The sequence below is a fragment of the Halopiger xanaduensis SH-6 genome, from assembly GCF_000217715.1.
GTDB classification, from domain to species: Archaea; Halobacteriota; Halobacteria; order Halobacteriales; family Natrialbaceae; genus Halopiger; species Halopiger xanaduensis.
Genome location: NC_015658.1, coordinates 32,051 through 45,677 on the forward strand (window position 1 = coordinate 32,051; position 13,627 = coordinate 45,677).

The 13,627-nt window shown below is 58.1% G+C and carries 10 protein-coding genes; 5 read left to right on the forward strand and 5 right to left on the reverse strand.

Going from position 1 to position 13,627, the window contains the following annotated elements:
* Window positions 1-4: 4 nt before the first annotated feature.
* Window positions 5-1,795, reverse strand: a complete 1,791-nt coding sequence (locus HALXA_RS21155; RefSeq protein ID WP_013875667.1) for a hypothetical protein — start codon at window positions 1,793-1,795, stop codon at window positions 5-7.
* A 187-nt stretch (window positions 1,796-1,982) separates the two neighbouring features.
* On the opposite strand from HALXA_RS21155, the gene HALXA_RS17925 reads away from it, so the two are divergent.
* Complete coding sequence (locus HALXA_RS17925; protein WP_013875668.1) at window positions 1,983-3,392, forward strand: sulfatase; 1,410 nt, start codon at window positions 1,983-1,985, stop codon at window positions 3,390-3,392.
* Here HALXA_RS17925 and HALXA_RS17930 read toward each other — a convergent pair.
* The gene (locus HALXA_RS17930) at window positions 3,389-4,471 is read right to left on the reverse strand and encodes a glycosyltransferase family 4 protein (protein ID WP_013875669.1); all 1,083 of its coding nucleotides are present in this window, start codon (window positions 4,469-4,471) and stop codon (window positions 3,389-3,391) included. The genes HALXA_RS17925 and HALXA_RS17930 overlap by 4 nt on opposite strands.
* A 101-nt stretch (window positions 4,472-4,572) precedes the next feature.
* Between HALXA_RS17930 and HALXA_RS17940 the strand changes: the two genes are divergently transcribed.
* On the forward strand, window positions 4,573-6,177 hold the full coding sequence (locus HALXA_RS17940) for an alkaline phosphatase family protein (protein ID WP_013875670.1): 1,605 nt from the start codon (window positions 4,573-4,575) through the stop codon (window positions 6,175-6,177).
* A gap of 29 nt (window positions 6,178-6,206) precedes the next feature.
* Here HALXA_RS17940 and HALXA_RS17945 read toward each other — a convergent pair whose 3' ends face one another.
* Window positions 6,207-7,331, reverse strand: a complete 1,125-nt coding sequence (locus HALXA_RS17945; protein WP_013875671.1) for a glycosyltransferase family 4 protein — start codon at window positions 7,329-7,331, stop codon at window positions 6,207-6,209.
* Window positions 7,332-7,333: 2 nt separating this feature from the next.
* Window positions 7,334-8,617 carry a sulfatase gene (locus HALXA_RS17950; protein ID WP_013875672.1) on the reverse strand — a complete coding sequence of 428 codons (1,284 nt, stop codon included), beginning with the start codon at window positions 8,615-8,617 and terminating at the stop codon, window positions 7,334-7,336.
* Window positions 8,618-8,766: 149 nt separating this feature from the next.
* Between HALXA_RS17950 and HALXA_RS17955 the strand changes: the two genes are divergently transcribed.
* Window positions 8,767-9,903, forward strand: coding sequence for a glycosyltransferase family 4 protein (locus HALXA_RS17955; protein ID WP_013875673.1), 1,137 nt, complete (start codon window positions 8,767-8,769; stop codon window positions 9,901-9,903).
* A gap of 77 nt (window positions 9,904-9,980) precedes the next feature.
* Here the strand turns inward: HALXA_RS17955 and HALXA_RS17960 are convergent, their stop codons facing one another.
* Window positions 9,981-10,952: a phosphoadenosine phosphosulfate reductase family protein gene (locus tag HALXA_RS17960; protein WP_013875674.1), complete on the reverse strand. Its 972-nt coding sequence runs from the start codon at window positions 10,950-10,952 to the stop codon at window positions 9,981-9,983.
* Between the two features lie 96 nt (window positions 10,953-11,048).
* Here HALXA_RS17960 and HALXA_RS17965 point away from each other — a divergent pair, with 96 nt between their 5' ends.
* Both HALXA_RS17965 and HALXA_RS17970 read left to right on the forward strand, forming a co-directional pair.
* Window positions 11,049-12,170 carry an inorganic phosphate transporter gene (locus tag HALXA_RS17965; RefSeq protein ID WP_013875675.1) on the forward strand — a complete coding sequence of 374 codons (1,122 nt, stop codon included), beginning with the start codon at window positions 11,049-11,051 and terminating at the stop codon, window positions 12,168-12,170.
* A 75-nt stretch (window positions 12,171-12,245) separates the two neighbouring features.
* A complete protein-coding gene (locus HALXA_RS17970; RefSeq protein ID WP_013875676.1) occupies window positions 12,246-13,592 on the forward strand; it encodes an alkaline phosphatase family protein in 1,347 nt (448 codons plus the stop codon).
* Window positions 13,593-13,627: the final 35 nt, after the last annotated feature.

A 13,627-nucleotide genomic window follows, 5' to 3' on the forward strand; every position in this document is an offset into this window, starting at 1 on the left:
CGTGCTATCTCCGTTCGGAAGTTAGATTTGAGAGTTCTTCCGCGCGTTGTGAACTGTTCGAACGAACGCCTGTCCGATAAAGTGTCGCTCCCTTTGACGAGTAAATCTGGTCTGCGGAAGCGGCAACTCGATTAAAGTCTTTTTCAGAGTAGCGCAGTCCCTGATATAGCTCCACGTGCTGTTCTTCCGCATAATCCGTTATCATCAAATAGCCGGATTCATTCAGCGTAGTCGCCTGAAAATGGGGCAGTACAATGCGTCGTTGTGATTGCCAACTGATGTAGCCTAACTGATTGCTGTGGTGTTTCCCGTAGATAGTGTGTACGAATCTACTGGGACGATTTTCGATAGTACGAATGTCGCCGATATCCGCATTGCTGTTCTCAAACGCGAATTCGTATCCATTGACGGATGATTCGGTCACTTGATTATTCGGCTGATATGTATAGTCAGACTGGTACATAATTGGCACTGTCGCTATCATTGCAACGACTATTATAACGACGATCGCAGAGCGAAATGCGGTCGGAAATCTGGGGCTGTACTCGCCGCCGAGTACAGCGAACGAAATCGCCGCAAGTGTCGAGAGGAGTCCAATATACCGGAACATCTGGCTTCGCATTCCGATGACTGCGAAAAGAAGACTGAAAGCCACCGCTGAACACGCTATTCCGATACAAAGCCATACTGTCGGCAATCGGAATATGGACAGCTCTCTATTGTAGAGATACAACACGACAAGCACCGCAACGGACAGTGCGAGTATCCCTTTTGGAAGGAGGACCTTTATCGCCAATTCAAGGAGACTCCCGCCGACCATCTGCAGTCCGGACTTTGCCGGTGTTGCATTACTGACCGATGCACTATGTTGGAGGCTGAGTATCGTCCCTTGTATGGTCCCTGCTATTTGGGGGCGCGAGAGAAGCCAGTATACAGTTACAACTCCCTCTATAACCGCTAACGAAAATATGGTCGTTGACGTAGTGGTCGGTCTTCTTTTGGGTAGCTCTATTTTCTTCGCTGCGAATAGGAACAGAAGTCCTCCGAGTAGAACGACCGTATGCTGTGGATGATAGAATACGAACGCCACCAGTACCCCGATCGCGGTAATACGTGATCCGGTCGTTGTCTGTTGATACGCGAGGATAACTGCGAAGAGAACGAAGGGAAGCAACAGCAACGCTGCAACAGTCGGTGCGGGGACGACCTTCGGATGTCGTACGCCGATAATCCACATGAACGTTAGCGGGACCGTCGCCCCGATCGTTCGACCCAATGTTGTGCGAGAGACGCGGCCAACTACTGTATAGATACCGAAGCAGTAGATGAGAACGAACAGCGGTGGGATCAGCAGGAGCGCACGATTTGAGTTGATCCCAGTGATCGTTGAAATCGTATGCGCTAGAATATGCATATTCGGATAAATGGTGGTCTCCAGCGGATTAATATTATACGTGAGATCGATAACTATCCCGTGATGGTTCATGGGATCGAATCTTCCGTACAACCAATAGCCGCGTAGATACGGTAGAGCGGTCAGGACTATGGCCGCTGTCCAAGCGATACCGATTCCTACCCATCGAATTCTTCTCGACAGCGTCGCAAAGGCTACGATAACCGAAATAACCAACGAGAACAGCAGTAATACCCAAACTATAGCTGGAGTTGCCTTATAGATCGAGAGTTCGTAACCGTTCGCTGGTGTCAGGACCGTGATCAACGTCCCGATACTGAGGGCGAGACAGCAACCGATAATCGCTATTTTTTCCGCGTACGTCCTCCTATTATCTACCATATTGAGTATTATCTACTGCTGTATCCAGAATATGTTAATAATTCGTACACACCAATTTTGATTCTCTGGGCCGGAATATCTCTCCCAGAATAATCGAGTGGGATGCTTTTATATTTTAACTAGGTGGCGTTAGTATTGTAGTGAAGATAGCCAATCATAAATAGACTCTCCGAAAAATAGGACGAAAATGATCGACCGCCCGAATATAGTCGTATATGTCTCTGATAGCCTCCGCGCCGATCATACGTCCTGTTTCGGGTACGATCGCGAGACGACGCCACACCTGGATCAAGTTAGCGAGGACGGAGTTCGATTCTCGAACGCCTTCTCACAGGCGATCTGGACGTCGCCGTCCAGCGCGTCGATTCTTACCGGACTCTACCCGGAGACGCACGGTGCTCTACGGGTGGCGGACCAGGTTCCCGATAATCTTCCTCGACTAGCGACGAGACTAGGACAGCAAGGCTACGAAACGGGGGCCTTTTCCACGGTGGATCAAGTCTCTCGAATGCGTAATTTCGACCCCGGGTTCGACGAGTTTGACGAAATTTTTGATGACCACGATCCACACGAATCGGACACCGCGAAGCTCTGTACTGATCGCTTCGTCGATTGGGTCGGGTCCGGTTTCTCCGATCCGTTTTTCGGATTTATTTGGTCCCTCGGGACGCACAACCCCTTTTTCCCTCGAGCGGGTGAGTTCACGGACGAGTCCGTCGAAATTGACGGAACGGTACCCGAACTGAAAGAGACGACGTACGACCAGGCTCAGACCGTTGTCGATCTGTACGACGACGTGATCCGACACTCCGATCGGCAGTTCGGACGGCTCGTCCAGCATCTCAAATCCATCGGTGAGTACGAGAATACGGCGCTGTTCTTTCTCGGCGACCACGGAGAATTGCTTTCTGAACACGGCCGGTTAGAGCAAATCCCGAACTGGTTGTCCACGACGATCAGCACGCTCTTTCCCGGCTTCGCGTCCAAGTTTAGAATCGTCGATAGATACGGATACGTTGGCCATCAAGCGGTGATTCCCTACGAGGAACTTCTACACGTCCCGTTAGTGTTCAAACCGCCCGAATCGGAGCACGCGGGAGACGAGTACTCGGAGTTAGTGCAAACGATCGATGTCGTCGGTACGATCGTGGATCTCGTTTCGGACTTGGAACTCCCTATTCAGGGGTCATCGCTGCTGCCGCTCGTTGAAAGTGGCAGTCCCATCAACGAATACGTCTACTCGGACAGCCCGACGCTGGGTGGAAACGTTCGATACAGATCCATCCGAACGGCGGACTACAAATACATCAAAACGGATACTGAGCCGGTCTCAGCGGCCGACGTTACCAGTCAACCTGCTCGGACAGTGTTTTCCCTGCTTCGCCAGGTAGCATCTTCACAGGAGGTCCTCTTTCGCGTCCCGGACGAACGAACGAACGTTATCGGAGACGAGCCACAGAAAGCCGCACACCTTCGCTCGATCATGAACGACCTTATCGACGCTAACCGAGCGCAGAGTACCGAGTTCGTCAATGAAACGTCGGACGTGAGCGAGGCAGCAAAAGACAGGCTGGAACAACTCGGCTACGTCGATTAAGTTCGGAGCTCTTGGTAGAGTTGATAGTGTTTCTCGGCACCGACCGATCCTGAAAATTTATTTCGAACACGATTTTGCGCTTTTCGGCCTCTTTCGGCGGCCAGATCGTCGTCGGAGAGATACGTTACGATGAGGTCGGCCAAGTCAAGCGGATGTTCGGGAGTTGCGTATTCGTGGTCCGCTCCGAGCGCTTCTCGGAACGGGCCGATTCCCGTGGCGACGATCGGCTTACCGAATGCCATCGCTTCGAGCATCCCGATGCTAAACCCTTCAAACTTCGACGGGAACGCGATGATGTCGGCAGCACTGTAAACCGTATACGGATTCGGTACCTTCCCTAAAAAGTGAACGTGATCGTCTATATCGAGGTTCTTTGCCAGTTCGATGAGTTTCCGCTTGTAATCGCTCCACCCGGTTAACGCCAGCTGCGCGTTCGGATACTCCTCCAGTACGCTTTGAAACGCCCGTATCAAGTGGTGTTGTCCCTTCTTTTCGCTCATACGCGCGACACAGGCGATTAACGGGCCTTCCGGAACGTCAGCTGCCCACGCGACGTCGTCGCCGGTAGCCTGTCCACGCCTGACTACGGCGTCGACGTCGATACAGTTGTGGATCACGGTTGACCGGGCACCGATCCCGAATCTTTCGGGCAGCGACTTCTGCACCGATCGAGAGACTGAAACGATCGCGTCCGCGAGTGGACTCGTCGGATAATCCATCGCGCGGGCTGCGAACGCGCGCTCTCGGTACAGATTGTGCATCGTCGAGACGATCGCCGTATCGCGAAGCTGTCCGACGCTCCGACCCAGAAGCGATGCGGCGCCCATATGCGTATGAACGATATCCGGTGCGAACTCCCGGAGGCTTCGATTCAGCCGTACCGGATGGCGAACGTCGGGAAACTTCTCTCCCAGGCATTCGACTTCCAAGCCGGCGTCGCGGAATCTCGTGACGCTGTCGTCGTTCCCACCGAGGTACGCGATACGGATTTCCTCTACGCTCTCCCGGAGATTCGTCGTGACGTTGTAGATGACCTTCGGGACGCCGCCGGCGCCGAGCTGTCCGCTTAACACGTACACTCTAATGGGTCAATCACCATTCTGGGGTTTTTTCCACGACATCAAATACATTTGGTTTCGACCGAAACCCTCATTGATCTCCTCGAAAGTACATGTGTAATATGACACGTTCGTCCGTAATTCTGATCGGACTCGACGGGCTCGGTTGGTCGGAAATAGACCGGTGGCTGACGCCGCAATCGTTGACGAATCTCCATCGATTAGCCTCAGACGATACGTCGTGTGAGCTGCGCAGTACGCATCCGCCATGGACGCCGTGCGCGTGGCCGTCGCTGCTTTCCGGTCGGAATCCCGGCAAGCACGGCGTTTTCGATTTTTTCAGGCGAGACGGATACGACAAGCACCTCATCGATCGATCTGACGTCGATGCGCCGTATTTGTTCGAGATAGCCGATGCCGAAAACCGCACGCCGATCGTCGTAAACTATCCCGTTACACATCCGCCATCGGCCCTCGAGAACGGTGCGGTTGTACCCGGTTATCTCGCTCAAGAAGAGACCGTCTTTCATCCGCGCCATCTCAAAGACGAATACGAAGCTAAATACGGCGAGTACAGGATTTATCCCGAGTACGGCGCCGACGAAGATGCCGTCAGCGAGTACGTCGATGTCGCCAGTCATCGCCGAGACATGGCCCGGTTTCTCGATTCTCGCTACGAGTGGGATTTGCTAGCGGTCCAGTTCCAGGTGACGGATTCGGTGTTCCACGACTTCGACGACCCGGAGAACGTCCGTCACGTCCTGGAGAAGGTCGACGAATTTGTCGGCGATATCCTCGATCTCGGCGGGGACGATCCGACGGTCTTTCTGGTCTCCGACCACGGAATGGGTGACTACGAGTGGACGTTCTATATCAACTCCTGGCTCGCTACACACGGATACTGTGAGACGTCGGCGGGCGAGACGCAATACTTCCGCCAGCAGAAAAAGGAGTTGCAGCGGGACGGTGACGACCATGGTGATGGTACCCTGTCGGCGAACGCGATTGAAGCGGTCGCGGGCGGTTTTACGAGAGTTGGCCTCTCACCCCACCGCATTCACCGCCTGCTCTCGACGATCGGAGTCGCCGACGTGGTCGAACGGTTCCTTCCCGAAGACGCTCTCGTTGCCGCCCAAAATCAGGTCGTCGATCACGCGGAGTCCGAAGCCTTCCAACTGTATTTTAACAGTCTCGGCGTGCACTTGAACGTCGAGGGACGGGACCCGAACGGCCAGATTCCGAGAGCCGAGTACGAGGAGGTACGCGCCACGCTTATCAACGAACTCGAGCGGGTTCGTGACCCGGACGGTGAATTGGTCTTCGAGGCAGTTCGTTCGAAGGAGGAGGTCTACGACGGCGATCACCTCGAGGACGCCCCCGACATCGTCCTCATTCCGCGGGACTACCGGTACGACGTTAGCGGCTCTATTCTCGACACGTTCCGGCGGAACCCGCACAAGAATCACAAACCGAACGGGATTTTGCTCTCGAATCGTGAACTCGCGTGCGACGACGAGGCGTCGATTTACGATATCGCACCCTCGGTTGCGGCGGCGTTAGGAATCCCCGTGGATACCGATACAGACGGGACGGTCTTACTCGACGCGGAGACGGCCATCGAGCGTGCAAACTGGGACACTCTCGTAGATGGGTACGCGGACGGCCGATCGAACGACGAGCCGTCCGATGTCGAGGAGCGACTTGCAAACCTCGGCTATATGGAATAACGGCGCGGCGGCGTATGACTGGTATCCGGTCAGACGATTCGTTCGTAAATACGGTTCGTCTGGGCGGCAACTCCCTCCCAAGAGTACTCGGTGCTAACCATCTCGTACGCGTTTTCAGCCCACGATTCGCTCTCGTTCGGGTTCGAAAGTCCGTATCGGATCGCGTCTGCGAGTTCGGCAGGCGACTCCGGCGGGACGAGGAATCCGGTCTCCTCGTGATCGATGAATTCGGCGATTCCTTCGACGTCGCTCGTTATTACGGGCACTTCGGCGGCCCAGGCCTCGAGCAGCGTCAACGGGTGCCCCTCCCAGACGGACGGCAGGACGAAAAGACGGGCTCGACGGTAGTATTGCGGAATCGCCTCGTCCGAAACGCGGCCTTCGAAGCGGACGCGATCTTCGAGTCCCGCTCCCTTCACCTGCGATTGTAGCGCGTCACGCTTCGGTCCGGTCCCGACGATAACGAGGTCCGTCTCGGGGTACTCGTCGGCAAGGCGATCGAACGCAGCAATGAGATCGCTCACCCGTTTTTTCGGCGCGAGCCGACCGAGGAAGAGAATTTCGTCGCGTGAATCGACGCTCACGTCGAACCGATCGAGATCAACGCCGTTCGGTACGCACGAAACATCGGCGTGATACCCCCCGAGGAGGTCGAGGTGCTCGGTGTTAACCGAGATCACGTGGTCGTATTCGAAGTTGAGAACGAACAGTCGCTCCAGACGTCGTTTGACGGCCGCGAGTCCGGACTCGTCCCGGCCGACACCGGATGTCAGCGCGGTCCCGTGGACCGTAAACACGGTCGCGGCGTCGGTGAGTGCTCCACCGACGCGGGTCGGGACCGCGGGCAAAAACGTGTGGCCGTGGACGATATCGAACTGTTCCGTGACCAGGTGTGGAACCGGGGTGGCGAGAGACGATACTCGACCGACCGCGTTCCAGTACTCCGTCGACGGCTTGAGCCGGTGGACTCTCACGTTTCCGCCGGCGAACGTTTCCGCGTTCACGTGTGACTGCCCGTCTTTTTCGAGCGCTCGCGTGTAGATGTCGATCGTGTGGTCGAATTGTTCCGCGAGCGCCACCGATAGATCTTTGACGTGGACCGGTCCGCCGCCGGTTCGCGGCCACCAGTCGTCCTGAATCATCGCGATTCTCATTGTCAGTCCTTGTATCCAAGCGCACTTAGTCGGTGTTCGATCTCCTCGTCGACGTCGCCGTCGACGTCGGCTTCCGCCGTCTTCCCGTCGTCCCTTTGCTGCACGCGCTTCTTGATGTGCGATTCTAGTTCATCGCGAAGCGAGGGGTCCGTACACGCCGAGAACTCGAGCGCGCCGGTGTCCTGATTCCGTTCGCAGAAGCACGCGCCGTTCGCCGTCCGGATCGCGTACCGCCGAACGTGGTCGTGGTCCCCCTCGCCACGTGCCTGCGAGAAGACCGGTTGGTCCGATTCGACGTCGTCGGCGTCCGTCGACAGCAACGATTGACCGTCGCTGCTGATCCCGACGGATTGCTGTATCGTCGGCGCGATGCTCAGCGTACTCACAGGCGTTGACACCGTCGTCTCGTCCGCACCACCCGGCGGACGAACGATGAGTGGAACGTGCGTGATCTCATCGTGCAGGTAGCGCGGATGTTCGTAGTAGCCGTGTTCGCCGAACGCATCGCCGTGGTCGGCCGTGACGATCAACAACGATCTCTCGAGCAGGTCCCGTTCCCGCAACGACGCGAGAAATTCCCCGATTCGCTCGTCGTTGTATCGAATTTCGGCGTCGTACAGGTCGATCAGTAACTGCCGTTCCGCCTCGGTGATCGAGTCGGGATCGTCGATCGCCCGCTGATAGAGTGACTGGGCTTTACTGTCCGAAACCGTTTCGCCGTAATATTGGCGCTGGTACGTTTCCGGCGGTTCGTACGGCCCGTGCGTGTCCATGTAGTGATTCCACAGAAAGAACGGATCGGTTCCGTCTACGGAGTCGATCCAGGCGAGGGACCGTTCGTTGATCTCTTCCGCTCGAGCGTAGTGTCGATTCCGAACTTTATCGAGCGCACGCTGGGCCAGCGCGACGAGTTTGTGTTTGCCGAAGTGGAGATCGTCGTCGAACTCGTCGAATCCGCGATCGAACCCGTACGCGCGGGAGACGAACGGGTTCGAGTGGAAACCCCCGGTTGCAAATCCGCTTTCGGACAGTGTCGACGCGATCGTCTCCGTCGCGAGCCGATAGTCGGAATCGATTGCGGTGTCGGGATACTCGCCGGTCAGCAACGCCGGTACCGCTTCGCGAGTGTGCGAGCTCGCGCTGTACGCCCGAGTGAACCGGAGGCTTTCCGCGGCGAGGTCATCGAGGACGGGTGTCGTCTCCCGGTGGTAACCGTAACACGAGAGGTGATCCGCTCGGAGAGCGTCGGCAGAGAGTAAAATGACGTGGTCACAGGTATCTGTCATCACTGTGTGAGACGGAAACAGTCTCTTTATAGTTTTATTCTTCGGTGACATTCTGGTTCGGACTAGCTTCGCGAGTACCCGATGCGCCGACACTAGCAGCGGCCCGGAGTTCAAAAGGGCATTAGTGTTCGTGTTCCGACGGTGACAGCATGGATATCGCGTTCGTCTCGAACGTCGTGTTTCCGTTCGTAAAAGGCGGTGCTGAAAAACGCATTCACGAGATCGGAACTCGACTCGCTGCGGCAGGACACGACGTTACCGTCTACGGACGTCACTTCTGGGACGGCCCGCAAGTTACGGACCACGAGGGAGTCACGCTGTACGGCGTCGCGCCGTCGCGCGATCTCTACGCCGACGAGCGACGGTCGATCACGGAGGCGCTCGAGTTTTCCGCTCGACTGCTTCCGGATCTCCGTCGAAACGTGGAGCGACACGACGTCGTCGTCGCGTCGCTGTTTCCCTACTTCCCCGTCCTCGCATCGAAGTTGATGACCCTGCTGACCGATACCCCGCTGATCACGACCTGGCACGAGGTGTGGCTCGATTACTGGGACGAGTACCTCGGTCGACTCGCCCCCTTCGGGAAGGCCGTCGAGCGTCTCACCGCCAAAGCGCCGCACTACCCGATCGCCGTCTCGAGCGTCACCGCCGATCGACTCGCGGAACTCGGCCCGTCGCGAGACGCTATCGCAGTCGTTCCGAACGGGATCGACGTCGATCAGATCGAAACGACCGACCCTGCTCGGGACGGATTCGATGTGCTCTACGCCGGTCGACTCATCGAAGACAAGCACGTCGATTTACTGCTCGAGGCGTTCGACCGCGTCGCCGAGACGGCGCCCGACGTCACGCTCGGAATCATCGGCGACGGGCCGGAGCGGGACCGCCTCGAGCGGCAGGTCCGGTCCCTCGAGCACGCCGACCGGGTGACGATGCTCGGCTTCCTCGAGGAGTACACCGACGTGCTGGCACACATGCGCGCTGCGGACGTCTTCGCGTCGCCGTCGACGCGAGAAGGGTTCGGAATCACGTTTGCGGAGGCGATGGCGGCCGACTGTACCGTCATCGCAGCCGATCATCCCGAGTCCGCGGCCGCCGAAGTGATCGGCGACGCGGGCTTTCTCGCGTCGCCGACCGCGGACGATATCGCTCGTCTCCTAGAGCGAACGCTCGAAGGAGAACGTCCCGCTACGGACCCCGCGCGTCGCGCGGAACGATTCGACTGGGATACCGTTACCGAACAGGCGGAACGGCGCTACCGGCGGGCGATAAATCGCGAGTGGTAAGCGTACTGTGCGGTTTCGTTTCGCCGCGCCTCGAGCCGCTTCCGTCGGCTCTTCCTGTTGATTCCCGAGGCGTCGTTCTACATGTACCCCAGATCGCGCAACCGCTCCATCAGGTCCTCTTTATCCTGCGCGCGTCCCGCTCGTTCGGTCGTGTTTTCTAGATCCTGCAACCAGGCCGGGTCTTCGGTCGTTTTCTCCGTACTCACTTCGCTCCCGAGCGACCGGAATCCGGCGAAGTATTTCGGCGAAATCGGCACGTCTTCTTGCGTAACCCCGTCGGGGAGGTCGTCGGCCGACTGCGGAACGTACCCGTCGTCGGGGAACTCAGCGACGACGTCCGGAACCACGTAATTCCAGAAGACGTCCCAGACGTCGCGCTCGTCGAACTGCAGGATCGGCTGGATCCGGTCGTGGGGCGGATAGATGTCGGGGTCGTGTCGCGGCGAGAAGAACGTCTCGTCGGCGCGCGCTTCCTGTTCGTCCCAGCGGACGCCCGAAATCACGCCGTCGATTTCGTCGCGCTCGAGCACGTCGTTGAGCGCGACCGTTTTTAGCAGGTGGTTCCCGACGTACGTATCGAGCAGGAACGGGAACGTTTCGTCGTCGTATTCGAGCAGTTCGCGGACGTGGTGCCGATTGTGATCGGAGAGGGCAGAGACTGGGATGTCGTCGCCTGGCTCGAGGTCGTGTTCGTCGACGTACGCTCCGATATCCTCGTTCCGCGCGTACGTGAGCTCGATTTCCCACTCGGACGCCCAGCGTTCGACGAAATCGATGATCTCGTCGAAGTGCTGGTAGTGGTCGATGAACACCGCAGTTGGCTTTTCGTAGTCGAATTTTCGCGCAACTTGGTTGATGAAATACAGCGTCAGCGTGGAGTCTTTCCCGCCCGTCCACATGACGGCCGGATTCTCATACTCCTCGAGGCCGGTGCGCGTCACCTCGATGGCTTTCTCGATTTTCTCCTGAAGCGACGGATAGTCCGTCGGCTCTTCGCCGTCTCCGTCGGTATAGTCGACATCCACGTAGTCGGGGAACGTTGAGCGCATACATTCTTCCGAATAATACGTCTAAGAAAGAACCTTTCCATCGATGTATTCTCCATCCACACTTTCTTTACAGTCTGAATCACATCCAAAATACGGATGGTGACGGTTTTAATCGCTTCAATCACCGTTTCAGCGTTCGTTGGAATCAATATCGGCGGCTCCTCGACGGGAGTCGCGTTCGGCCCGGCACTGGGTGCTAATGCGATAACCCGACTCGGAGCTGCCGTCCTTATGAGTCTTAGCGCGTTAGTCGGCGGGTGGACCGTCGGACGAAACGTCGTCACGACGATGAGTTACGATATCGTCGCTTCCTCCCAGTTTAGTCTAGGTGCTGGCCTAGTCGTCCTAGGCTGTATCGGCGTCGTCGTTCTCGGCGCCAACCTCCTCGCTGTTCCCGCGTCAACCTCGATGATTGCGGTCGGTGCGATGGTCGGAATGGGGATCGGCAGTCCAGGGGTGAACTGGGAACTCCTCGTCCGGATCACCGCTTGGTGGCTGCTCGCCCCGGCCGTCGGGTTTGCGGTCGCCGCTGCCGTCGGTCGGTGGATATACGCTGATCTCGTCGATCGCGTCGGTCTCGACGATCCGGTGACGCCTCCCGTGACGCTCAGCTGGAACGGGTTACGTCCTCGGATCGATAGCCCCGCCGATACGACGCGGTCCGACCGTCTCTCGACGCTCGGTCTACTCGCGATCGCCTGCTATATGGGATTTTCCGCAGGTGCGAGCAACGTCGCCAACGCGATCGCACCGCTCGTCGGAAGCGGCACACTTCCGCTGAATCTCGGCGTGCTCGTCGCCGTCGGCGCCATCTCCGTCGGCGCGTTTACCGTTGCCCGGCGGACGATGGCGACCGTCGCTAGCGGGTTGACGTCCCTTTCGCTAACCGCGGCGTGTATCGTCGCACTCATCGGGGCCACGATCACCGCGGTACTGTCGTATCTCGGTATTCCCGCAAGCCTCGCGCTCTCGACGATCGCTGCGATCATCGGTCTCGGTTGGGGACGCGCTCGCCGAGGACGGATTCGTCCGACTCCATCACCGCCGGCGACACGCGCGGAAACCGTCCGGTACGATTCCCCGCCCTCGTACGCGGTCCATCCTGCCGCCGTCACGCTGTTTCACGGTTCGACTGCGGGACGCGTCCTCGCGGTGTGGTCGACGGCGCCGGTTGCTGCAGGGGCGATCGCCTTTCTCGCATCCGCGTACCTGCTGTGATTTCCGACGCCTTCCACGCTGAACTAGCCCTAGACTATCCGAAGGACTTTCTTTCTCCGGTCGGCCACACGTGATATGGGCTTATTCGACCGGCTTCGTAGCGAATCGGATCCGCGAGTCGTCTTCCTCGGTATCGACGGTGTCCCGTACGACCTCGTCGATCAACATCCGGACGTCTTTCCGAATCTGACCGCCATCGCGGACGACGGAACCGGCGGACGAATTTCCAGTATCGTCCCGCCGGAATCGAGCGCGTGCTGGCCGAGCCTTACCACCGGAATGAACCCCGGTCGAACCGGCGTCTACGGCTTCCAGGATCGAGAGTCGGACACGTACGATACGTACGTCCCGATGGGCGAACACGTCGCCGCCGACCGCGTCTGGGACATCGTGACGAAACGCGGCCGAGACGCCTCCGTGTTCAACGTCCCGGTGACGTTCCCCCCTTCGTCCCGCATTCAGCGACACGTTTCCGGGTTCTTGTCACCGTCCGTCGCGGATGCAGCCGGTAGCGCAGACGTCCAGCGAACGCTCGAGGAGTTCGACTATCGGGTTGACGTCAACGCACAGCTCGGTCACAAAGACGAAAAGGAGGATTTCGTCGAAAACGCGCGGCAAACGCTCGACGCGCGGTATACGGCGTTCGATCACTACCTCGATCGAGACGACTGGGATCTCTTTTTCGGCGTCTTCATGGCGACCGATCGCGTGAACCACTTCCTGTTCGGCGATTACGTCGACGACGGCGAGTACGCCGACGAGTTCCTCGAGTTTTATCGGACGCTCGACGAGTACATCGGGGCGGTCCGAGATCGCCTCGACGAAGAGACGACGCTGGTGGTCGCTTCGGATCACGGATTCACGAATCTGGAATACGAGGTGAACCTGAACCACTGGCTCGCCGAAAACGGGTGGCTCTCCTACGCGACGGACGATCCCGAGGAACTCGCCGATATCAGCGCCGATACCCGGGCCTACTCGCTGATCCCCGGTCGGTTTTTCATCAACCTCAAGGAGCGCGAACCGAACGGTACCGTTTCCGAATCCGACTACGAAACCGTCCGGGAGGAACTCGTCGCCGATCTAGAGGAACTCACCGGACCGGACGGGCGCCAGGTTTGCCGTCGGATCGTCCGGGGCGAAGACGCGTTCGACGGCGATCAAACGGAAATCGCGCCCGATCTCGTCGTCATTCCCGCCGACGGCTTCGACCTCAAATCCGGATTTTCGGAAAAAGACGCCGTGTTTACGAGCGGACCGCGGAACGGCATGCACAAGTTCGAGAACGCGTGTCTGTTCTCGACTAGCGATCGGATCGACGTTTCGGACGCGGATCTGCTCGATATCGCCCCGACGATACTCGATCTGATGGAGATCGGTGCGGGGACTACCGCGATGGATGGCCGGAGTCTCGTGTTGTAAGCCCTCGTGTGAGGAGCCAGTACCGCTCCGTTTTC

Coding starts and splice junctions, on each gene's coding strand:
- HALXA_RS21155 (WP_013875667.1), bottom strand. CDS start 1,795: ATGGTAGATAATAGGAGGACGTACGCGGAAAAAATAGCGATTATCGGT.
- HALXA_RS17960 (WP_013875674.1), bottom strand. CDS start 10,952: ATGCGCTCAACGTTCCCCGACTACGTGGATGTCGACTATACCGACGGA.
- HALXA_RS17950 (WP_013875672.1), bottom strand. CDS start 8,617: ATGACAGATACCTGTGACCACGTCATTTTACTCTCTGCCGACGCTCTC.
- HALXA_RS17945 (WP_013875671.1), bottom strand. CDS start 7,331: ATGAGAATCGCGATGATTCAGGACGACTGGTGGCCGCGAACCGGCGGC.
- HALXA_RS17965 (WP_013875675.1), top strand. CDS start 11,049: ATGGTGACGGTTTTAATCGCTTCAATCACCGTTTCAGCGTTCGTTGGA.
- HALXA_RS17955 (WP_013875673.1), top strand. CDS start 8,767: ATGGATATCGCGTTCGTCTCGAACGTCGTGTTTCCGTTCGTAAAAGGC.
- HALXA_RS17925 (WP_013875668.1), top strand. CDS start 1,983: ATGATCGACCGCCCGAATATAGTCGTATATGTCTCTGATAGCCTCCGC.
- HALXA_RS17970 (WP_013875676.1), top strand. CDS start 12,246: ATGGGCTTATTCGACCGGCTTCGTAGCGAATCGGATCCGCGAGTCGTC.
- HALXA_RS17940 (WP_013875670.1), top strand. CDS start 4,573: ATGACACGTTCGTCCGTAATTCTGATCGGACTCGACGGGCTCGGTTGG.